Genomic DNA, 20,524 nt, shown 5'->3' with positions numbered 1-20,524 from the left:
AATCAAGAAAATAGGAAGTTGGGAAGATGGGAAGTTAAGAAGACAGGACGATCTCATCCTTATTCTCCAAACTTCTTATCTTCCCGACTTCTCAACTTCTTCTATTGCGTATGTCCAAACAAAAACAGAAACTTATCAATATTGGTTTTGGCAACTATGTGGTCAGGTCCAGGGTTGTGGCCATTGTTAATCCCACATCTTCTCCTATGCGCAGGTTGCGGGAGGATGCGCGGGACGACCACCGGCTTATTGATGCTACCCAGGGACGTAAGACCAGGTCGATCATCATTGCTGACTCCAACCATGTTATTCTTTCGGCTATCCAGCCGGAAACCATTGCCCAACGTCTAGAACAGGAAGAAGATGAGAATGAAAAAAAATAGCGAAAGCAAGGGCCTGCTTCTGGTCATCAGTGCTCCTTCAGGCACAGGGAAAAGCACCCTTATTTCCATGCTTAGAAAAGATTTTCCTGAGCTTAATTTCTCCATCTCCTATACCACCAGGAAACCACGGCCAGGTGAGGTACATGGCCGGGATTATTTTTTCGTGTCTAAAGATGAATTTTTGCGTTTAAAGCAAAAAGACTTCTTTGCTGAATGGGCCCTGGTTCATAGCAATTTTTACGGCACCCCCAAAGAAATGACCTTAAGAGCTCTTCAGCAGGGACAGGATCTTGTTTTTGATATCGATGTCCAGGGAGCCAGACAATTAAAAGAAAGTCTGGGCCTAGGTTGTTATGTCTTTATTTTTCCACCATCTTTTGAGGCTCTAAAAGAGCGTCTGCAAAAACGGGGCACGGATGACGAAAAAACTATTGCTAAAAGACTTGAAAATGCCAAGGCTGAAATAAGCCAAAGTCATTTTTTTGATTACTGGCTTATAAACGATGACCTGAATAAAGCCTATGAACAACTACGCTCCATTGTTGTTGCTGAAAAGTTAAGGCCGTGTTTTCGCCCCCATTTACCAGAAAATATTTTGAAACAAGAATAAATCAGGAATACCATGGCTGAACTTATAGTTGCATTGGATTTCAGTAAAAAAAGTCAGGCGCTATCCCTGGCCAAACAGCTCAAAAATGAAGTTAAATGGCTAAAAATTGGCCTGGAACTATACACACGTTATGGACCGGAGGTAACCAAAGAACTAAAAGCTCTTGGTTTCAATATCTTTTTAGACCTTAAATTTCTGGATATTCCCAATACAGTCCTGGGAGCCGTGCGCAGTGCTACAGCACTCGGCATAGACATGCTCACTGTCCATCTTCTGGGTGGGGAGTCTATGATCAGGGCAGCATTAAAAGGCAGAGAACTGGGGCAAGGAGAGAATGAACATAAGCCTCTCGTCCTAGGAGTAACCATACTCACAAGCCTGGAAAGAAAAGACTTGCCCTGGCCTGAAAGCAGAGAGATTTCCCGGGTAGTTCTGGATCTGGCCCAAAAGGGTCAGAACTGGGGGGTGGACGGAGTGGTCTGTTCTGCCCAGGAGCTTGCCCTTTTAAAAGCAAAACTTGAACCTGGTTTATATTACCTGACTCCTGGTATCCGGTTGGACCAAAAAAGTGATGACCAGAAAAGAACCATGTCTCCTGGGGAAGCGGTTAAGTTGGGCGCCAATTTTCTGGTAGTTGGTCGACCGATTACCTGTGCCCAAGACCCGGTTAGAGCAGCCAGGCTCTTTCAAAAGGAAATTCATCCGGCTACAAGGAGATAAACTCATGGCTAATGACGCAAACTTAAATACACAAAAAAAAGAAGAAGAACACAACAAAATCAAAGGAGTCTTTTCTCTCCAAACCCTCATGAAGGTAGGTACCGGGACCACCCAGAGAAAGACCATCCAGAAAAATTACTGGTTTGCCAAAGAAGTCGAGAATGACATGATAGAAGTCCAGCCACTCAACGTCAATTACGTCCCTTCCGGTCCAAAGAAGCTCATCTCTAAGGATGAATTTCTGGACAAATTTTCTCCGGAACCAGAGTTTTACACCTACACGGTTTACCCCAAAATGCGTGAACTAAACAAAACCATTGCCCGGGCCGATCGACACCGTAAACGAGGCGAAACTTACAGCGCTGAATTTGAGTACAAGAATGCTTTAAATATTGACGAAGAAAACATCCGTGCCAATTTTGGCCTGGGGCTTACTTATCTGGAAAGAGGAGACAAAGAAAAGGCCAATGACATCTTTGAACGACTGGTCAAATTAGATGCTGCCTTTGAGGCCGAACACAAGCATTTATTCAATGAGTTTGGTATAAATCTGCGTAAGCAAAAGATGTATGACCAGGCTGTAGACTATTATAGCCGGGCATTGGAACTGAGTCCGAATGATGAAAACCTGCATTACAATATTGCTCGGGCATATTTTGGCCAAAACAAAATTGATCAGACATTAGCCCATCTCAAAAAGGCCCTGGAACTCAATCCGGATCTGGAAGAGGCAAAAAAATTCATTGAATTTTTAGAAAAAAAACGCCTCATTCCAGAAGGCACCATCAATACCATAACCAGCTGAATCCATTATAGTGATAAATGATTGCTGCTCACTGACAATGTACTGGGAACTAAGGGACCAGCCAGACAACCCGGCCAAGCTTTATTCCTGGGCCCAAAAACTAAATATATCTCCCCTTCTGGCCCAGCTTTTATATCAAAGAGGCCTCACAACCCTCTCACAAATGCACTTTTTTCTAAACCCTGGCCTGCGCTATTTAAGCCCACTTGAAAACTGGCCTAACCTGCTTTCCGCAGCCAGGCTTGTGGCCCAGAGTATAACTCGTGGGGAAAAGCTGGCGGTCTGGGGCGACTATGACGTGGATGGAATTACAGCCACGGCCATGGTCAAAGATTTTTTCTCCCGCCGCGAATACAAGATTGACCATTATATCCCTAACCGCCTTGAGAGCGGCTATGGCTTAAATATTGAAGGACTGGAACAACTGGCAGGGCAAGGAGTCAAGACCCTGATAACTGTTGACTGCGGCATTTCCAGCCATGCTGAAATTGCCAGAGCTAAAGAGTTGGGACTCAAATTAATTGTTACAGACCACCATCTGCCCCAAAAAGACCTTCCCCCGGCCGATATTATCGTCAACCCAAAACTCAGCTCCTGTCCCTGTCCTGAGCTGGCAGGTGTAGGCGTAGCCTTTCTTCTTTGTGCAGCCCTAAACACCGTCCTACCGGGAGACAAGCTGGATATCCGGCAGTTTCTGGACCTGGTGGCCCTGGGAACCATTGCGGATATTGTCGACCTGACCGGCGAGAACCGTATCCTGGTCAAAAACGGCCTTCTTCTTTTAAATGAAGCCAGAAGGCCGGGAATCAGGGCTTTAAAAGAGGTTAGCGGCCTGGGAGAGTCGTCCAGCCTGGGCTCTGGTGATGTAGGCTACATCCTGGCCCCCAGGATCAACGCTGCCGGTCGCATTGGCCAGCCGGAACTTGCCCTGGAACTACTTTTAACTGAAGATATACAAACCGCCCGCACCCTGGCCAGGCAACTGGACAGATTAAACACAGACAGGAAAAAAATAGAAGATGAAATCCTTGAGCAGGCCAGGGAACAGGCAGCGCATCTAACCCAGATAAAGGCTAAACAAGGCCTGGTCCTATACTCTCCGGATTGGCATCCCGGAGTGATTGGCATTGTGGCCTCGCGCATTGTGGATGAATTCTACCGGCCATGCCTGATTTTAACCAAAGAAAACGGGCTGCTAAAGGGCTCCGGTCGCAGCATCCCTGAATTTGACCTCTACCAGGGGCTCTCTGGTTTAAGTCATGTTCTGCATGGTTTTGGCGGACACAGGCAGGCAGCAGGCTTAAGTTTGCTTCCTGAAAACCTGGATCAATTAAAATCTCTTTTTAACCGGCAGGTAATAGAAGAATTAGGGCCAGAGCCCGTGAAACCCAGGATTGTCCTCGACGCCTGTCTTAATTTCAAGGACCTGACGCCAACGCTTTTAAAAGAACTGGAGCTGCTCCAACCCTTTGGACCTGGTAATCCCAGACCAGTTTTTTTGGGCAAAGATTTACGCGTCCAGAAACAGAAACTCTTTGGTCAAGGTAAACATCTGGGACTATTTTTGCGCGACGAACAAAGAAAAATCACGCTGAGGGGGCAGGTCTGGCGCAAAGGCGAAAAATGGGGCCAGAACAACCTGGAAAATAAATCCATAACCATTGCCTTCACCCCAAAACTCTCACTTTATAACGGTCTTGTAAGTATAGACCTAAATATTAAGGAAATCTTACAGGTGGAATAGTGGAAGCTGGCTGGATTGAGTAGTTGTAAAAAGATCCTCAACTACTATCTTTAAGGAGCAAACATGTTTGGATTTTATGGCCGCATTATTGTCATCAATCTTGACGATCAATCTTATACCTTTGAATCAATCCCTGATGATATCCTGGCTGCCCACCTTGGAGGCAAAGGCCTTGGCACTTATCTCCTTTTAACAATGAATCCGCCCGGAACCGATCCCCTGGGGCCGGAAAACCACCTGATTTTTACCACCGGACCTGTTACCCAGAGCCTTATCTGGGGAGGAAGCCGTTATGGCGTGTTTACCAAGTCCCCGTTAACCGGATTCTATACGGAATCGTATGCCGGGGGCAAAGTGCCAGAGGCTATGGATTCTATCGGTGTCGACGCCGTGGTCATCAAGGGCCAGAGCAAAAAACCAACTGCCCTGTCCATTCATCCTGATGGTTGCACTTTTTTTGACGCCTCAGAGCTCTGGGGACTGGACAGCTATAAAACCGAAGACGAAGCCAAGGCCAGGTTTAGTCTCAACAAACCCGGATACCGCAATCCCGGAGCAGTCGTTATTGGTCCGGCTGGCGAAAACCTGGTCCGGCTGGCTGTAATTGAAAACGACTACTGGCGCTCTGCAGGACGAACCGGCGTCGGTGCGGTAATGGGCGCCAAAAAACTCAAAGCCATTGTTTTCCAGGGCGACTTCAGACGTCCACTATATAGCTCCAGGGACCTGGCCGCCTATAGCAAAAAGTTTGTAAGCACCAATAAGAATAATCCCGGGGTCAAGGCTTACAAAACCCTGGGCACGACCATGATGGTAGCCATGATGAACACTGTCGGGGCATTCCCGAGCCGTTACTGGCAACAAGGTACATGTGCACATTGGGAAAAGATCAGTGGCGAGACATATCATAAAGAACATCAGGTTACCCCACACGCATGTGCCAAATGTTTTATGGCCTGTAGCCGCAAGGCAAAAATAAAAAGCGGTCCTCACCAGGGCCTGACCATTGAGGGACCCGAATACGAGACCATTTATGCCTTTGGCGGGCTATGTATGATTGAGGAGATGGACCAGATCGCCTATTTAAACGACCTCTGTGATCGTCTGGGGCTGGATACCATAACTGGCGGAAATCTTTGTGCCTTTACCATTGAGGCGGTCAGGCGGGGCAAAGTAAAATATCCCATTGATTACGGCCAGGCTCAGGCCGTGGCCGACCTGCTAAAGGATATAGCCATGCGCAGAGGAATCGGCTCTGTCCTGGCCGAGGGCATTGTTTTTGCTGCCAGAACCTGGGGCCTAGAAGACTTGGCCATCCACGTCAAAGGTCTGGAACCGGCCGGATATGACCCAAGAGTGCTCAAAGGCATGGGCCTGGCCTATGCTGTAGCAGATCGCGGCGCCTGCCATCTGCGTAGCACTTTTTACAAGCCGGAACTGGCCGGACATATCTCGCCTGACGCAGTTAAAGGCAAGGCCGAGATGTTGATCGATTATGAAGACAGGCTGACCATCTTTGACAGCTTGATCCTGTGTCGTTTCTACCGCGACCTGTATTCCTGGGAAGAGCTGGCCAAACTCGTACACCTGGTGACCGGTCTTTCCGTCACCAAAGAGGATTTGAAAAACATAGCCGCATCCATTGCCGATATGACACGGCAATTTAACCTGCGTGAAGGCCTAAAACCCGAACATGACCGCCTTCCAAAGCGGCTGCACAGCGAAGCCCTGCCAGACGGCCAGAGCCTGAACAAAGAAGAATTTGAATATATGCTTGGGGAATATTATAAATTGCGCGGGTGGAACAGTGAGCGAACGGATTAAAGGATTCGATAAATAGTGCCGTGAGTAGAAACGGTACTAGTCAATGTAAAATCTAACAGGGTATTCTTTTCCGGGAGTATATCAGATTAAATCGTAACTAGTTTAATTAATCTAAACTCATTTTTTGTATTTTATACCAGGATAAAGTGCTTTGGCACATTCCGGGCACAGTCCGTGAGTAAACTCAGCTTCAGAATACTTACTGATGTAAGCTTCAAGTTGATTCCAATAGCCTTTATCATCGCGGATTTTTTTACATGAAGAGCAAATTGGCAACAGTCCGCTCAGAACCTTAACCTCTTCAATCGCCTTGTTGAGTTGTTGTTTGTTTTGTTTGTCTTGCTCAACAATCTTAGGCAGCCACTTCCAAATGCCTATAGCGAGGAATAAGAAGCCAAAAAGATAGCCCACAACATTTTCCAAATAAGACCTGAACTCGGTATCTCCGACAATAATAAAACGGTTCAGACTCTCGAAATCGTCAGTTACATCGATTATCGTTCCCCAAAAAATCAGAGCAAACCCTATCACAATATGAAACCACCCATCAATCTTACGCACTTCTTTCACGTCGCGACTGAAGAACAAAAAGAAAAATATCGAACCAATTATCATTGCGCGTAAACTCTCTAAAATAACGTCGGTCATTGTTACTCCATTAATCAAGTCATCTGAGAGCAGAACATAGATTTATATGGCTCCAAGAACTTTTGCCTATTATTGTTAAGCACTTTCTTAGTCAAGGAAAATTGACAAATAAATTTATCTAACGCTGATATATATTTAAATTATAAAAAATTTACATTAACCAACATAATATAATCACACTGTTTTCAACAAAGTTTGGTGACTTCTTTTACATCTTTTAAGAGTACGGCGTGAGACATGAGGAATAAAAATAGGTGACGTCTTGTTTGTAGATATAATCTTGCCCCTTTTGCATTCCAAATAAAGTTTTTTGATTTTTATCAATCTAAATATGTTACAAGACAAGGCAGGAAGTTAAACGGAAACATGGGCAATAGATGATTTCACTGCCCTATTTTCCATTCCTGAATTCTGGAAGGCGAGAAACAAAATGGTTGCATCCCCTGATTACTCTAGTTTCTAACCATACCATATTTAAAAGTACAAAAATAGACTAGTTGGCTTCGTTATCATTTTGTTTCTTAAGCGCGACAATAAAAATCAAGGGCACGAGTGCGGCCAAAACATGCTTGATAGAATGACCTCCCATGAAAACGGTAAGATTGTACATATATCCATCCCATATTTCAAAAACCTTTGCAAAAACATAAACACCCAGCATAATCCAAATGTATTTACTACGTAAAAATCGCGAACGAAACATGACTAAAATCATTGGGATTAGAAAAAGTGGCAAGTACTGCACCAGAGCATATGGACGAAGATCACCGTGACCGTACTTCTCCGTAAAGTACCAATATGCTACAGAAATAATACCTGCAATAATTAGTGGCAGAAACAGCCTTTTCCCTGTTTTTTCAGAAATATACTCTCCAATGATAATGGAAAAAAAAGCCATAAACGCTACTGTCATTGGCAATCTATCCCACACCAGAGTTTCATTAGTTGGATGCAAATGATAATAGGCCGAACCAATCCCTATAGCACAAGTAGCAGCATAAAAAACCAGATAACATTTTAATAGTGAACGTGAATATTTCAAAGATTTCCTGTGTAATAGTGTGAGTAAACCAATGATACCTACAACAAGAAAAGGCAGGCTTGTAACCACATTCCAAAAATGAGGGATTCCAATCATTGTTCGCTGGTCAGAAAAGTTGTGGTATTCAGGGTCTTGGGGGATTGGTGGCGCAAGCAGCACAAAGAGAACGCCAATTAATGCGACGCTATATATAGTAAAAATTTTTCGAAATCTTTGATGTCCATCCCTCGTTGACTTTCCCAAAATACGCCTCACGTGATTGTAGAAAAAGCAATTATGAAAATAAACCCTGGTTTTTTGAGTAATGTTTTATGGAGATATGGCTTTGGTGATATGGGGGTTCATGCCCCTCATCCGGTTCTGACCCTGGATTACTTTACCCTAAATTGAGCGATTTTTTTGTAGTTCAAACTTTGAGATTGCTTCACTCCACTTTGCTTAAGCTCGCAATAACAGGGGCGAGATTGTCATTGCGAGGGCAGCTACGCTGCCCGTGGCAATCTCACCCATTGGGTGAAAGTCGCTGGCTCAAAATCTACTTTTATTCCAATGTTTTTAATGTAAGTCTAAATTAAAAATCGCTCAACTTAAGTTTATCTTAATCTCACGACAAAAATTAATCATAATAAGTAATTACAGGAATTGGTATAATAATGGAAGTGTAGCAAAGCTCAAAATAATACCCAGCCCCACCAGCGCTGCAGTCAGGGCAGGAGAAAGACCGGCCAGGATAGCCAAGGCACCCGCTGATACCATTGGGGGCATACCCGCTTCAAAAATTGAGACCTTTGCGGCAGGTCCGCTAAAACCAAAGAGTTTGGATATAAAAAGGGCAGCAAGAGGCGCGGCAACAAGTTTAATCGCAAGTCCAATGCAAAGAGGCGAGACCACTTGTTTTCTTAAACGCAAGGTAAATTGAAACCCTACCGCAATCATCACTACCGGCACCAGTGTTGCCGCCAGGGTTTGAAGGAGAGAATTTATGATAATCGGGTATGAAAAAGATTTGAGAAGAAATGCAAGAGCAAGCGCAATAAAAGGGGGAAAAGTGATTATTTTTTTAGCTACATCATATATTGAGGGAGTGCTTTTACGCTGCCCATATAATGCCAGGATCAAGGAACCATACGTGGCCAGAGCCAGAAAGGAGCCTAATTGATCATAAAGCACAGCATAAGAAACAGCTTGATCCCCAAAAAAAGCCTTCACCATAGGGATGCCGAGAAATGAAGTGTTGCCCAGTGGCACTAGAAGCAAAAGAGCGCCTGTAACTTCTCTGTCCCATTTTAGAATTTTAGATAAAATTATAACCACAAAAGCAGACAATAAGAGCATTGCCCATGGCATTAATGTAGGAACCAATAGTTCTTTTGAAAAAGTTAATTCTGGGATCTTTAGTAAAACCAGGGCTGGCAAGGAGACATAAATAACGAACAGATTAAGTACATTTCCCGTTTCATCCGGGAATCGAGATATTCGGCGCAACAATATACCTATAAGGAGGTATGCTATAATGATGATAAAATTATCCATGGCAGGTAACGAATATCTAATTTAGAGCGATAAAAAGAACTAGCACGTTTACATTGTTTTCCTCCGAAGGTCAAAACTCACCGGGCGCATTGGAACGCAGGTGCAGCCGCTTTGATAGCTGTCTTTTTTATGACCTTCACAGATAAAGCTCTTTTCCTAATTCTTTTTGTAAAAAAGAATCACGTCTTTACCAACAAAAGTCAGCTTAGCCTGCCACTGGTCGGCTATCCATTCAAACGTCGACCGGGCAAAAAAACAGACATGGGTAGGATCGTTTTTATAGTGCCAATGTGCAAACGCCTCACGGTCAAAAACCAACTTGGTCATTATGCCCAGCCAGCCACCCGGCTTCAAGCAACCCCACAATCTATCCATCTCTTTTTTCGGGTCATGCAGGTGCTCCACCACTTCGGTAGCAGTAATAAAGTCGTATTGATTTTCCAGCACAAGTGGATTTTGCGCATAAAAACGGTCATAGATTACCATGGAATGTCCGGCTTCCTCAAACATGATAGAAAGCGTAGGACCGGGGCCGGAACCAAAATCCAGGCCATGACTTCCGGGTGCCAAAACTTCTTGCAGGGGGATGAATAAGCGGCTTAAAAAATGACGATAGCCTTGATCATCCGGAGAGTTGCGGTGCAAATCATATTCGGCCTTTTCATCTTTCGCAGATAAAAACTGCGCCGATGGCACAAAGACTAATTTACACGCCTGGCAAAGAAAATAGTCACGGCGCCTGTCCTTGTGGATTTTGCTAAGCTCCGCTTTTTTGCATAATGGACAAGTTTGGCTTTTAAAATTCAGTTTCGCCTGTAATTTGCCACCCATTATCATTACAACCTATTCCTACAACCGGAAATTAGCGGCCTATCTTTCACCCCATACTCTGTTGTAGTCAGGAAATAAATTTTTTATTCAATATTTAGTTTGCAATTCATACTAGCAAATAGCTTACAGCAAACCCGAGGTCATCCAGTTGTTAGCCATTGCCTTTTATTATTTGACACCCTTAACCTAACATTTCTTTAATTCGCCCAATTTCACCACTTTCTAAGCGGACTTTAATACCATGGTGATGAGTAGAAGATTTTGTCAGAATACCTTTCACTATTCCTTCCGTTAGTTTTCCTGTTCGCTGGTCCTTCTTTAATACAATTAAAACCCGCAAACCTGGCTTTATATTTACACGATTTGCACCTTTCATACTTCTAATCTCATCTTTTCTACCCCTATGTTTTTGAACATTATATATGTTTCAACTAACGGCCACGCTCACCGGACGCATCCCCCCGAACGCGAAAACGGGCATGACGTTTAGGGCTTATTCGATACTCGTTAAAGGCAACATGCCAGCAGGAACGCATTCAGGATACAAAGCCTTGTTGTGTGCAAAAGATATCATTAAATCAAACAGTTATGGGATAAGAGCATCGGAATTTACACGAAACTCTAAAATCTGCCATTTGTCGTCATGTTTTATTATGCGAATTTGGATCGTCGAAGGAGCTTTTTCAAATAATGCCTCGGCTAAGTATGCGGCAGTAATTACTTTCCCTTCTCCTGTAGTTATAAAAATATTTGCCTTACCTTTAGAACCTTTATATTCTTTTAATGAACCCAACCTATCTGAAAAAAATTTAAAAAAATATTCTATTTTTTCTTTAGACATAACTTGGAGTAATTCAGGACTTGCTTGGTTGATTAATTCATTTGAATCCCATGCACTAATAATTTTGGGTATATTTTCATCAACATAAGCCATACTTTCTGTATCTAAATTATTACCGAAATAGTTCAATATTAGAAATCCAATAATGCTCACAATTACAAGAACAACAAAAATACCCCCCAAGACGGTCAATATTTTCTTCATTTATTCCCCTATTTTTAGGTTCTATTTCTAATATGAATATCTATTTGTTCAACTAATTTTATTAAAGTCTTTGCATGCCACCTCATTCCACACAACGAGTCTGTAAAAAAATCCATCTTTTGCGATTTATGGGCTTGTAACTAGCTGAAATTACTATGTCCAATTTTCAAAAAATCGCCCATTTTGGAGATTTTCAACAGGCTCAACGTATAGGCGTAAGCTGCGCCAAACACGCGGAGCAAACAACTTTAAAATTGCACCAAACTTCATGCGGGAGACAAGGCTTCAAAAAACCACCGAGGGCAAATGCGGTCAGCTGCATGCCATTGATATGTGCATTTGCAACCCTTTACGCAATTTTGCACTTAGCTAGAAAACAATCTAGTTTACTAGCAAAAATTTGGCGGTCGCGCCGGCTAAAAGGTGATGGACCACCGGTATCCACTCCCGTACTTCTTAACTCTTCCCCAAAATCACGCATTGCCAAGCGCTGCCGGATATTATCAGTTGTATAAAGTTCACCTCGAGGGTTAAGTGCGTGGCCTCCTTTTTCAATAATGGCGGCAGCAAGAGGAATATCTGCGGTAATAACCAGATCCCCTGGGCGTACTTGTTGAACGATGTGGTTATCTGCAACATCGAAACCGGGTGGCACTTGGACGTTCTTGATAAAACGTGAGTGGGGTATTCTCAGCGACCGGTTGGCCACTAAAGTGATAATGACTTGTACTCTTACAGCTGCACGAAATAGGATCTCTTTAATAACGTTTGGGCATGCATCGGCGTCGACCCAAATTCGCAATAAATTATCTTTTCCTGCTATATTCGCTTTTGGAAACCTCAAAACTCGCCTACCTTCTGTTGTATCCGCTGTATGTTACATACCAACAAGATAAATTTATGTGTCATTTAATACTTATTTTTTATAAGATTAACTCATTTTTATTTCAAGTAAAAAATGAGAAGAATGGCTTTTATGATAATTTAAAACCATTATTAATCAGATCACCTGTATTAAACTTATACCATCATTTTAAACGATTAATGTAAAAATTTAAATTATTACTAGAAGTTAGTTAGCCTTAAAACTTACTTTTCACCAACTTAATATAATAACATTATTTCCAGTAAAAAACTAATTCGCTTCTCGTAATTTTTTTAAAGGGTACTGCGTGAGATGTGAAAAGTTAAAAACAAGTTAAATCCTAACTTGTGCGATTTTTTTGCAGTCCAAAGTTTGAGATTGCTTCGCTCCACTTTGCTTAAGCTCGCAATGACAGGGGCGAGATTGTCATTGCGAGGGCAGTGAAGCTGCCCGTGGCAATCTCACCTATTGAGTGAAAATCGCTGGCTCAAAATCTAATTTTATTCCAAAAGGTTAACGAAAAACTCAATTAAAAATCGCTCAACTTAGGTGTTAGATATAAGGAAGGGTTCAAATTTTATGTTATTTTAATCTGTTGTGAGATAAGGCGGGTAGTCAAAAGGCGCAATGAAGAGCAGAGGAATAGCGGTCAGGTGAACGCCATGTTATGCAATTCTCTTTTTGTATGTCGGCGTTCGCTTAAAAGACATACTCAATCTCAACAAGCTCTCCCTTCCAATATGGAAAGCTGCCGCTAGATAACTCCCATTTAACTTCCCCTTCCAGAGGAATTCGGATACCATTTCGTTCTTCATACCTTCTATATTGACCAGACCAGGGTGTCAGCTCGTACTTTCCATTTACCTCACGATATCTACCCGGAGTGTAAATTCCTACGATCTCGCCGACCTGGTTAAAATGAAACTCCAGTGATACCGATGTATTGTAATCCCTGAGAGTTGCCCTGGCTGTGTGATTATTTATCTCGCTCCACTCTACACCTTGACTGGGAAGAAGTGCTGTAGGGAACCAGACCGCTTCAGCCAGATATCGTTGGAGAGCAGCACCGTTTAGCTCTGATTTATCGTGTTCATCAACCACGGTTATTAAGGACATAAGCTTAGCAGTCATAAACCCTTGTCCTTTTACATATGTATCACGAACACGCACCGTCAAAAGTGGCATCATTCGAATACTAGCATCCCAAACGAACCCCCGGCCTCTTGCTGTAAAATGCTGCACTGCTTCCATATTGGCCCATTTTTTGTCCGTTGGTCTTGTCCGGAATTCTCCTTTTTGGGAAAGCTTGACGGAACGAATTATTGGCTGCCCCTCCTTTAAAACAAGACGAAAATACCTTGCTACAGGCTCCGGCAAGCTATTAAGTTCCTTGAAATTAACTCTATCTTGTGAATGGTTCTCCTGAGATGCTGAAAGCGTTTCAACAAGGCGAGATGTTGATTTGTCCCAGATAACTGTTCCAATCCATGCGGCCAATATCAAAGCCAAAATGCCCAGGGCAACGAGAACAAGCGGTATTTTTAGCCATAAAACCATGTGAGCTAGGTCCTAAAATGCATAACACCAGCGCTGACCTGCTGACAAACGAGCGTAGCGAATTTTGCCAGTCAGTGTCCAGCGTTTTGCTTGGCGTGGAATTTTAATAGATAAGTTTCTGATAGAAAATGCACAGCTAATGGCCTAATTTCCTGCTGTATTTTAAACGCTGATTTTTTTAAAGGCGGCTCATCAAAAACATCTGGAAGAATCACCTCACGAATCCATTGATCGTAAAAGTAAGCGACTTCTTGAGCAGTAGTAAAATCTGGAACGGGATCAGTAAATTCTAGTTCCCGATGGGCGGCATAACCACCTCTGAAACTATTCATCTTATTCCAATACACCTGCCAAGTTTCCTGGTTTAATTTTGTCGACTTGAAGAGACCTTGCCTAAAGCTATCTTTAAGCTTGACAGAATCTGAACCACATAAATTCTTCCAATGTGTCCGATTGCATCCATCTGAACCGAAAACCATGCACCATAAAATGGTGCATTGCAAAAGGTGAGCATTTGAGGTGTATGTCCAGAATTCGTTCTTAAGGTCAAGATCCTGGAGGACACGGTTTAATTCCCTGTAGCATATCAAGTGATAAATAAATTGTTTGACGATCGGAAACTGTACACAGAAAACATCAGCATTGTATTTCATTTTTATCCCCCTAACGAGTCTGTAGAAAAAACCCTTTTTTACAATTTATGGACTTATAACTACCTGAAATTCCTATTCCCGAATTTCAGAAAATCGGTTATTTTGGGTGTTTTCTACAGGCTCAACGTCACCAATAAGCGGACCGAGCGTAGCGAGGAGACGCCTTAATTGGCTCGTTAGCTCTTCATAAAACTATAATAATTTGTCCAAGTCTATATTCAAACTCACAAGAAGCTCTGGATTAGCAGAAAGCAGCTCAGCAAAGTACTGCCGGGTAGTATTTGTCTTATCGTCATTGAACGGGGTGAACTCTCCATACCATCTCCCCCCACATTCAGCGCATACAAGCAATGTTTCACCTTTGCTATTTAAAGCATATGAATATCTCCGTTATCCTCGATATGTTTATACATTTTGTCTACCCCTCACTATATTATTTAAATATGTCAGGGTAGCCCCCCCTGGCTTGCTCTAATATGCCTTGCCCACCCTTATCGACAACTGCTGAACCAGCAGAATGCAGCTTAGCGAAGTACTTCTGGGGATGACTCGGCGGCTTATCGTCTTTGAACGAGATAACCCTTCCATGCCATCTCCGCCCACATTCAGCGCATACAAGCAATGTTTCACCTTTGCTGTTTACAAGCATATGAATATCTCCGTTATCCTCGATATGTTTATACATTTTGTCTATCCCTCACTATATTAAATATGTCAGGGTAGGCCTCCCTGGCTTGCTCTAATATGCCTTGCCCACCCTTATCGACAACTGCTGTCAGTTGACGTTCGGCTTTAGAAGCACGCTCCTCTGCCTTCTCCTTTCCTGCCTGACCCGCCACATAGCCGACTAGCGACCCCAGCACTCCTGTAACGGCTCCCAACACAGCGACGATGCTTTCTGCCGGATTTTCCGAGTTCTTGAAAACAAGGACAGAGACAACGAATGCAATCAAAAGGAACGCGATTCCGATAACCACTATCCTGAACGTAAGCTGCGCTTGTAATTCACAGTTTTCCTTCATCTAAAAATACCTCCCTACAGAAAATTCGTTGAAGCGTCCTGTGCGCCGCAGTTTCAATTAACAGAGCTACCGAGTTTGTAGAAAAAAACAAATACAACGTTTACTTCCCGCCTATTTGAACAGCGGCTTTCAGACTAATCTTTGTGAAAATGGATTCTGAGCTGATTATTTACTTATTTTTTCCTAATTTGTTTGCAACTTCCGGTCTAAAAACAAGAACACTCAGCTAAAATTTTAACCTGACATCCAAATCCAAGGCCGAATTGATGTAATTTTCTTAGTTCAAGAATAAGACAATACAACAGCAATATAAAAAAATTGCTTATCTACAATTTCAAGGTGTGGATTAATCAGACCGACAACAGGGCTGCAGCCTTTTGAAATATGTGCTCCGCAGTTTGCGGTCTGATTAATCCTAATGGTTAGGCAACTTTAGGTCTCTCGTAAGTCGTCCCGAAAATCGAATAGTCAACCAGCACGTTATTGCTCAGGTCCGGAACATTATCACGCTTTCTCTCTCCGTGGGGGTAATGTTCTTCTCGAGTAAACGACTGATAAACTAGACCCACCTGGTCGTCTTTGTTTTCAATCATCGTATCTGCAATTATGCCAAACACGTACTTTGCAATAGCAACTCCAGCTACAGCAGCAGGATTCGCTGCAGCGCTGGCCAGAGCTAAAACGTTGCCCACGAAACCATCGAATTCCGGAGCGTTAATCACATTGTCTAGCTTTCGTCCTAGATTGTTTACATCTTCGTCAATCTCAAGGATTATTAGACGCCAGTTGAACGATTCCGGTATCTTTTGAGCGGTATACAGTGCGTATCCTGTGTCACCGAATGTCATTTGATGACCGTCTCTTACGTTGTCCAGTTGCATTAAAACCTTTGAACTCAGAACCGATTGGGTAGCGACCTTGATCAGTTGTTTTTTTCGCTCCGGATCTGTTGTGCGCTGAAGATCATCCAACACGGGAAGGTTCACGTCTTCACCTGTAATGAAACTTAGTATCTTAAGTTCGCCAGGTCCCCACTCACGACTGTCCAGAATTTTTAATTTGTTGAGTCTAAAGACGAATAATTCTTCCATGACTTGTCCCTCCTTTTTACGGCACGGTTTGGTTGTTTAACGGTGCGCATCACGTACGCCAAAGCCACAAGGCTTTTGAGGTCAAAGTGGATGCGCTATGTTAGAAAGTTACATTTCATATCTTCTTTCGATATTATTAAATATCTTATTAGACTCTAACCTCTTTGATTCCATTAGGCTTTCTACGACCTGACTTAGCAATTGGTATGCTGAATTGATTGTATTTCTAATAGCTTTTAACCTCTGATAAAAATTCATTTCATCCTTCTTTATTTAAAAGTAACTCCGAGTTTTCGATGAAAATACTGTGAATTATGTAACTAGGAGCTTTAAGAACTTTTTTCAAAACATTCACAACCTCATCGTTAAAGAGTACAAATTTTAGAATTTCTTTTGTGAGACGTCCAAAAATCTTAAATAAAAGCTCGTCCATAAGACCATAGAACTCTTTATATGAGAGCGAGCATTTATTTATATCTTAAATCTCTATTTTTTTCATGTATTTCTAGCACATAAATTTAGATTCATAAGTAATATTTGCTATTCTAACATCAATTTATCTTTGTATCAAGAAAAAATAAAAAAAATAGGTTTATTGGAGCTCTATAATTACGATTAATAAGGGCATCTATATTAAAATCATATATCATCTTAGATGGTTAACGTAAAAATTAAAACTTTCTATAGAAATTATTAAACCTAAAAAACTTCTTTTTCGCCAACCTAATATAATCATAATATTTCAAATAAAAAATTGGCTCGCTTCTTTTAATTATTCTTTTAAAGCGTACTGCTTGAGACGTTAAAAATTAAAGGTGAAGCAAAACTTGCTTTTAGATATAATTTTGACGATGTTGCATTACCAACAAGAATAAATTCAGATTCTCTGTTATTTTAATATGTTGAGAGATAAGGCGGGTAGTCTAACGAAATGATGAGAGCATACTGTTTTTTTTCGCTGCACCCTTTTCATTTCTTGACTGCCAGAAGGCAGGATTCAACAGGGCAGGAAGGCTCAAAGTTTTCTTTTCCTGCCACCGAGTGGCAGATAAAAATCTTAGATCTTAGCCCTTACGGGCTAGTTTATATAAAAATCTGGCTTTTCTACTATCACAACGGCCAGCATAAGCTGCAGCTAGGCCAATGGCCTAGCTGTCAGTCTTGATGCACTTGTCAGGTGTTAATATCTTGGTTTGCGCGAGGAACGCTCGCCACGAGGTTTTGCCTGGTTTACTTTTATTTCGCGCCCTTTCAGTTCGGTTCCATTCAAGGCTTTTATCGCTTTATCAGCTTCTGAATTGTCTGACATTTCAACAAAGCCAAAACCTTTTGACTGTCCTGAGTACTTTTCCGTTATAATGTTCACACTTTCTACTTCTCCGAATTCTGAGAATGCAGTATTCAGATCATCTTCGGTCACGCTGAAGGCAAGATTGCCAACATACATATTCATAAAACACTCCTTTTTTTCTGCGGCTTGATAGATAAAACGCTATCTAATAACCAACCACACAAATTAATCGATAGCGATCAGCCATACATTGGCTATTTTTTGATAACAACAGCAACAAATAGCGACAGTCATCGCCTGGCGCTAACATTGCTGGGCAACAACATTTTGAAAACACGAAACTTTAAGCGGGAGTCAAGCGGCCGGAAAAGCGCCGATTTGTAGGCGGGTGCATGCTCTTATTTAAATGTTTTAACGTAGCACATTTTCACTTATCCAATCCCACGCGTCCTTTGGCAACCAACCGTAAGAACCATTTCTTACTTCAAGTATTAAAACGTAATCATTTTGTCGATATATGCATTATCCTAAATGTTATTCAAAACAATTAGCATTAATTAATTTTTATAGCAAGGAAAATAAAAAATAAACTTTTTTGACTTTCTAAAATTTTGCCCATTCAAACTAACTGAATTATAATTACATATCATCTTATATGGTTAACGTAAAAATTCAAGTTTCTCCTAAAATGTAGTTGCCCTAAAAAACTTCCTTTTCAGCGACCTAATATCATAATATTTCAAATAAAAAATCGGAACGGCTATCATCACCCCAGAAAGTGATTGCTACTAAGCTTAAACACGGCCTATAAGGCCGTCAGGTTCTTGTTCGGCAACATCTGCCGAACAAAAATGTCTGCGTTAGTCTGCGTGGGTCTGCGGTTAAAAAAAGAAGAGAATTAAACTTTACCTCAACAGGTATAGACACTGGATACGTCCTGTCCGGATATGCCTCATCGTTAGGCAATTTTATGTCATTCTTTTTGTTATCTCGGCAACATGCTTACCTTGAAATTTTGCCATAGAAAGCTCAGTTTCAGATGGCTGCCTTGAACCGTCAATACCCGCTAGCGTCCCGGCACCTAATGGAGATCCGCCTCTTGCCTGAGATATATCCAGTAAATCTTGACAAGAATATGGCAAACCAACGACAACCATACCGTGATGAAATAGTGTTGTATGAAATGATTGGATCGTTGTTTCGTTTCCTCCACCAGTACCAGTACTTGTAAAGACACTGCCTATCTTTCCTACCAAGGCACCTTTGAGCCATAAGGATCCTGTTTGATCTAAAAAATTACGCATTTGAGATGCCATGTTCCCGAATCTAGTTGGAGAACCAAAAATAATGGCATCGTATTTATCTAGTTCTTTGGGGTCAGCTACGGAAGCTTCCTGATCCATTTTGGCACCGGCTTTACGAGCGACTTCTTCGGGCACAAGCTCAGGCACTCTTTTTACCGTTACCTCAATACTATCAACTGAACCTACCCCTTCGGCAACCGCTTTTGCCATTGTTTCAGTGTGACCATACATTGAATAATACAGCACCAAAATCTTCTTCATATTCCTCTCCTTATAATAACTTAACCGCCTGGTATTTATTCATAATTTTTGCCATTGCTGACATCTTTTTGCCTAATACATTAAGTTCAGCGGCGTATAAAAACGCTAGCCTTCGCACATCTGACTTCAACGACTGATTAGACCGCATTTTCTTTAAATTAGGCAACAATAGCCAGAAGTTATCATAACTTTTCTTCTTTTAGTTCCATTAGCGGTGGACCGAAAGTTACGGTGAATTTAACACTTTATAACCAAAACTGTGGGTATCTGCGACTTTTGGGGATATTGTTTACCAAAAGTGCAACAATCAACATGATGACCGCTCCCAAGCCAACAGGTATAACTGCATAAAGATAACCAAGGTCATGAATCTTTTGGCTTCCGATTACCGCAATTAATGCCGTAGCCCCTCCTGGAGGATGAAGGGTTTTTGTAGCATGCATGATAGCAATAGCTGTCGCAACGGCAACCGCCGCAGAAAGCCACATATGGCTATGAAATAGCTGATAGGCGGCTACACCTATTATAGCCGAAAAAATATGGCCACCTATTAGGTTTCTGGGTTGAGCTAAAGGACTTTCTATAACCCCATAAATAAGAACTGCTGAAGCCCCAAAAGAGCCTATTATCATAACTAAATCCGTTTGTCCTAGGAGATTGTAATGAACATATGCAACAGATGAGATGCCTGAAAAAGCGCCGACCCAGGACCAAAAAATTTCAGATAAATTTACAAGCGGCGGACTTCTTTTTACGCCTTTCATTTTGTCAAAGTAGTTCATAAAACATCTCCATCTACCACCTATAAAGAATATAAGTGATACTTCTATCTGATAAGATTACACATTAAACTAGTCGTTTATGATACTGGCTAACATAAATTAATATGGTTTAATAATATTTAATTAAAATAACCCTAACTTACTTTTGTATTAAGATAAAATAAAAAATAGGCTTTTTGACAATCAAAAAATCAAGTTAACCAGACTATCTGTATAAAAATTACATATTATCTTAAATGGTTAGCGTAAAAATTAAAACTTTCCATAGAAATAAGTTAGCCCAAAAAATTCCTTTTCATCGACCTAATATAATCATAATATTTTAAATAAAAAATTGGCTCGCTTCTTTTAATTATTCTTTTAAAGCGTACTGCGTGAGACGTGAAAGATTAAAACAAGTTAAATCCTAACTTGCGCGATTTTTTTGCAGTTTAAAGTTTGAGATTGCATCAAGGCTAACGCTCCTCGCAATGACATAGCGCACATCCTGTCATTGCGAGGGCAGCGGAGCTG

Annotated in this window: 21 protein-coding genes; 6 read left to right on the top strand and 15 right to left on the bottom strand. The window is 41.8% G+C overall.

Annotation, left to right across the window (positions count from 1 at the left end):
• The first annotated feature begins 110 nt into the window (after window positions 1–110).
• From KFV02_RS06445 to KFV02_RS06420, 6 genes are all read left to right on the top strand, one after another.
• Window positions 111–383, top strand: coding sequence for a DUF370 domain-containing protein (locus tag KFV02_RS06445; protein WP_252380721.1), 273 nt, complete (start codon window positions 111–113; stop codon window positions 381–383).
• A complete protein-coding gene (gene gmk, locus KFV02_RS06440; RefSeq protein ID WP_252380720.1) occupies window positions 370–993 on the top strand; it encodes a guanylate kinase in 624 nt (207 codons plus the stop codon). The genes KFV02_RS06445 and gmk overlap by 14 nt, the downstream gene beginning before the upstream one ends.
• Before the next feature lie 12 nt (window positions 994–1,005).
• A complete protein-coding gene (gene pyrF / locus KFV02_RS06435; protein ID WP_252380719.1) occupies window positions 1,006–1,713 on the top strand; it encodes an orotidine-5'-phosphate decarboxylase in 708 nt (235 codons plus the stop codon).
• Between the two features lie 4 nt (window positions 1,714–1,717).
• On the top strand, window positions 1,718–2,518 hold the full coding sequence (locus KFV02_RS06430; protein WP_252380718.1) for a tetratricopeptide repeat protein: 801 nt from the start codon (window positions 1,718–1,720) through the stop codon (window positions 2,516–2,518).
• A 37-nt stretch (window positions 2,519–2,555) separates the two neighbouring features.
• Window positions 2,556–4,262 (top strand): single-stranded-DNA-specific exonuclease RecJ, encoded by a 1,707-nt coding sequence (gene recJ / locus KFV02_RS06425; protein ID WP_252380717.1) that lies wholly within the window; start codon window positions 2,556–2,558, stop codon window positions 4,260–4,262.
• A 63-nt stretch (window positions 4,263–4,325) separates the two neighbouring features.
• Window positions 4,326–6,086 (top strand): aldehyde ferredoxin oxidoreductase family protein, encoded by a 1,761-nt coding sequence (locus KFV02_RS06420; RefSeq protein WP_252380716.1) that lies wholly within the window; start codon window positions 4,326–4,328, stop codon window positions 6,084–6,086.
• Window positions 6,087–6,203: 117 nt separating this feature from the next.
• Here the strand turns inward: KFV02_RS06420 and KFV02_RS06415 are convergent, their stop codons facing one another.
• From KFV02_RS06415 to KFV02_RS06345, 15 genes are all read right to left on the bottom strand, one after another.
• The gene (locus KFV02_RS06415) at window positions 6,204–6,734 is read right to left on the bottom strand and encodes a hypothetical protein (protein ID WP_252380715.1); all 531 of its coding nucleotides are present in this window, start codon (window positions 6,732–6,734) and stop codon (window positions 6,204–6,206) included.
• A 493-nt stretch (window positions 6,735–7,227) separates the two neighbouring features.
• On the bottom strand, window positions 7,228–8,019 hold the full coding sequence (locus tag KFV02_RS06410; RefSeq protein WP_252380714.1) for a ceramidase domain-containing protein: 792 nt from the start codon (window positions 8,017–8,019) through the stop codon (window positions 7,228–7,230).
• A gap of 390 nt (window positions 8,020–8,409) precedes the next feature.
• Window positions 8,410–9,309 carry an AEC family transporter gene (locus KFV02_RS06405; protein WP_252380713.1) on the bottom strand — a complete coding sequence of 300 codons (900 nt, stop codon included), beginning with the start codon at window positions 9,307–9,309 and terminating at the stop codon, window positions 8,410–8,412.
• Between the two features lie 156 nt (window positions 9,310–9,465).
• Window positions 9,466–10,140 carry a class I SAM-dependent methyltransferase gene (locus tag KFV02_RS06400; RefSeq protein WP_252380712.1) on the bottom strand — a complete coding sequence of 225 codons (675 nt, stop codon included), beginning with the start codon at window positions 10,138–10,140 and terminating at the stop codon, window positions 9,466–9,468.
• A gap of 181 nt (window positions 10,141–10,321) precedes the next feature.
• Window positions 10,322–10,516 (bottom strand): YwbE family protein, encoded by a 195-nt coding sequence (locus tag KFV02_RS06395; protein ID WP_252380711.1) that lies wholly within the window; start codon window positions 10,514–10,516, stop codon window positions 10,322–10,324.
• A 210-nt stretch (window positions 10,517–10,726) separates the two neighbouring features.
• Window positions 10,727–11,185, bottom strand: coding sequence for a hypothetical protein (locus KFV02_RS06390; RefSeq protein WP_252380710.1), 459 nt, complete (start codon window positions 11,183–11,185; stop codon window positions 10,727–10,729).
• 349 nt (window positions 11,186–11,534) lie between these two features.
• Window positions 11,535–11,987 (bottom strand): YaiI/YqxD family protein, encoded by a 453-nt coding sequence (locus tag KFV02_RS06385; RefSeq protein ID WP_252380739.1) that lies wholly within the window; start codon window positions 11,985–11,987, stop codon window positions 11,535–11,537.
• A gap of 762 nt (window positions 11,988–12,749) precedes the next feature.
• Window positions 12,750–13,607, bottom strand: a complete 858-nt coding sequence (locus tag KFV02_RS06380; RefSeq protein ID WP_252380709.1) for a DUF6920 family protein — start codon at window positions 13,605–13,607, stop codon at window positions 12,750–12,752.
• 71 nt (window positions 13,608–13,678) lie between these two features.
• A complete protein-coding gene (locus tag KFV02_RS06375; protein WP_252380708.1) occupies window positions 13,679–14,260 on the bottom strand; it encodes a hypothetical protein in 582 nt (193 codons plus the stop codon).
• 433 nt (window positions 14,261–14,693) lie between these two features.
• On the bottom strand, window positions 14,694–14,945 hold the full coding sequence (locus KFV02_RS06370) for a hypothetical protein (RefSeq protein ID WP_252380707.1): 252 nt from the start codon (window positions 14,943–14,945) through the stop codon (window positions 14,694–14,696).
• On the bottom strand, window positions 14,938–15,282 hold the full coding sequence (locus KFV02_RS06365; RefSeq protein ID WP_252380706.1) for a 7-cyano-7-deazaguanine/7-aminomethyl-7-deazaguanine transporter: 345 nt from the start codon (window positions 15,280–15,282) through the stop codon (window positions 14,938–14,940). Before KFV02_RS06365 ends, KFV02_RS06370 begins: the two co-directional genes overlap by 8 nt.
• Window positions 15,283–15,704: 422 nt before the next feature.
• The gene (locus KFV02_RS06360; RefSeq protein WP_252380705.1) at window positions 15,705–16,373 is read right to left on the bottom strand and encodes a hypothetical protein; all 669 of its coding nucleotides are present in this window, start codon (window positions 16,371–16,373) and stop codon (window positions 15,705–15,707) included.
• 1,180 nt (window positions 16,374–17,553) lie between these two features.
• Window positions 17,554–17,826: an RNA-binding regulator gene (rbp, locus tag KFV02_RS06355; RefSeq protein WP_252380704.1), complete on the bottom strand. Its 273-nt coding sequence runs from the start codon at window positions 17,824–17,826 to the stop codon at window positions 17,554–17,556.
• Between the two features lie 806 nt (window positions 17,827–18,632).
• Window positions 18,633–19,229 (bottom strand): NAD(P)H:quinone oxidoreductase, encoded by a 597-nt coding sequence (gene wrbA / locus KFV02_RS06350; protein WP_252380703.1) that lies wholly within the window; start codon window positions 19,227–19,229, stop codon window positions 18,633–18,635.
• Window positions 19,230–19,474: 245 nt separating this feature from the next.
• A complete protein-coding gene (locus tag KFV02_RS06345) occupies window positions 19,475–20,011 on the bottom strand; it encodes an HPP family protein (protein ID WP_252380702.1) in 537 nt (178 codons plus the stop codon).
• Window positions 20,012–20,524: the final 513 nt, after the last annotated feature.

The sequence above is a fragment of the Desulfovulcanus ferrireducens genome (assembly GCF_018704065.1).
GTDB lineage: Bacteria > Desulfobacterota > Desulfovibrionia > Desulfovibrionales > Desulfonatronovibrionaceae > Desulfovulcanus > Desulfovulcanus ferrireducens.
The sequence above is the reverse complement of the archived record's forward strand: the minus strand, read 5'-3'. Positions and strand labels throughout refer to the sequence as shown.

Excerpts from the sequence above, each read along its gene's own strand:
- KFV02_RS06445 (WP_252380721.1), top strand. The coding sequence starts at position 111 with ATGTCCAAACAAAAACAGAAACTTATCAATATTGGTTTTGGCAACTAT.
- gmk (WP_252380720.1), top strand. The coding sequence starts at position 370 with ATGAAAAAAAATAGCGAAAGCAAGGGCCTGCTTCTGGTCATCAGTGCT.
- pyrF (WP_252380719.1), top strand. The coding sequence starts at position 1,006 with ATGGCTGAACTTATAGTTGCATTGGATTTCAGTAAAAAAAGTCAGGCG.
- KFV02_RS06430 (WP_252380718.1), top strand. The coding sequence starts at position 1,718 with ATGGCTAATGACGCAAACTTAAATACACAAAAAAAAGAAGAAGAACAC.
- recJ (WP_252380717.1), top strand. The coding sequence starts at position 2,556 with ATGTACTGGGAACTAAGGGACCAGCCAGACAACCCGGCCAAGCTTTAT.
- KFV02_RS06420 (WP_252380716.1), top strand. The coding sequence starts at position 4,326 with ATGTTTGGATTTTATGGCCGCATTATTGTCATCAATCTTGACGATCAA.
- KFV02_RS06415 (WP_252380715.1), bottom strand. The coding sequence starts at position 6,734 with ATGACCGACGTTATTTTAGAGAGTTTACGCGCAATGATAATTGGTTCG.
- KFV02_RS06405 (WP_252380713.1), bottom strand. The coding sequence starts at position 9,309 with ATGGATAATTTTATCATCATTATAGCATACCTCCTTATAGGTATATTG.
- KFV02_RS06400 (WP_252380712.1), bottom strand. The coding sequence starts at position 10,140 with ATGGGTGGCAAATTACAGGCGAAACTGAATTTTAAAAGCCAAACTTGT.
- KFV02_RS06395 (WP_252380711.1), bottom strand. The coding sequence starts at position 10,516 with ATGAAAGGTGCAAATCGTGTAAATATAAAGCCAGGTTTGCGGGTTTTA.
- KFV02_RS06390 (WP_252380710.1), bottom strand. The coding sequence starts at position 11,185 with ATGAAGAAAATATTGACCGTCTTGGGGGGTATTTTTGTTGTTCTTGTA.
- KFV02_RS06380 (WP_252380709.1), bottom strand. The coding sequence starts at position 13,607 with ATGGTTTTATGGCTAAAAATACCGCTTGTTCTCGTTGCCCTGGGCATT.
- KFV02_RS06375 (WP_252380708.1), bottom strand. The coding sequence starts at position 14,260 with ATGAAATACAATGCTGATGTTTTCTGTGTACAGTTTCCGATCGTCAAA.
- KFV02_RS06370 (WP_252380707.1), bottom strand. The coding sequence starts at position 14,945 with ATGTATAAACATATCGAGGATAACGGAGATATTCATATGCTTGTAAAC.
- KFV02_RS06365 (WP_252380706.1), bottom strand. The coding sequence starts at position 15,282 with ATGAAGGAAAACTGTGAATTACAAGCGCAGCTTACGTTCAGGATAGTG.
- KFV02_RS06360 (WP_252380705.1), bottom strand. The coding sequence starts at position 16,373 with ATGGAAGAATTATTCGTCTTTAGACTCAACAAATTAAAAATTCTGGAC.
- rbp (WP_252380704.1), bottom strand. The coding sequence starts at position 17,826 with ATGAATATGTATGTTGGCAATCTTGCCTTCAGCGTGACCGAAGATGAT.
- wrbA (WP_252380703.1), bottom strand. The coding sequence starts at position 19,229 with ATGAAGAAGATTTTGGTGCTGTATTATTCAATGTATGGTCACACTGAA.
- KFV02_RS06345 (WP_252380702.1), bottom strand. The coding sequence starts at position 20,011 with ATGAACTACTTTGACAAAATGAAAGGCGTAAAAAGAAGTCCGCCGCTT.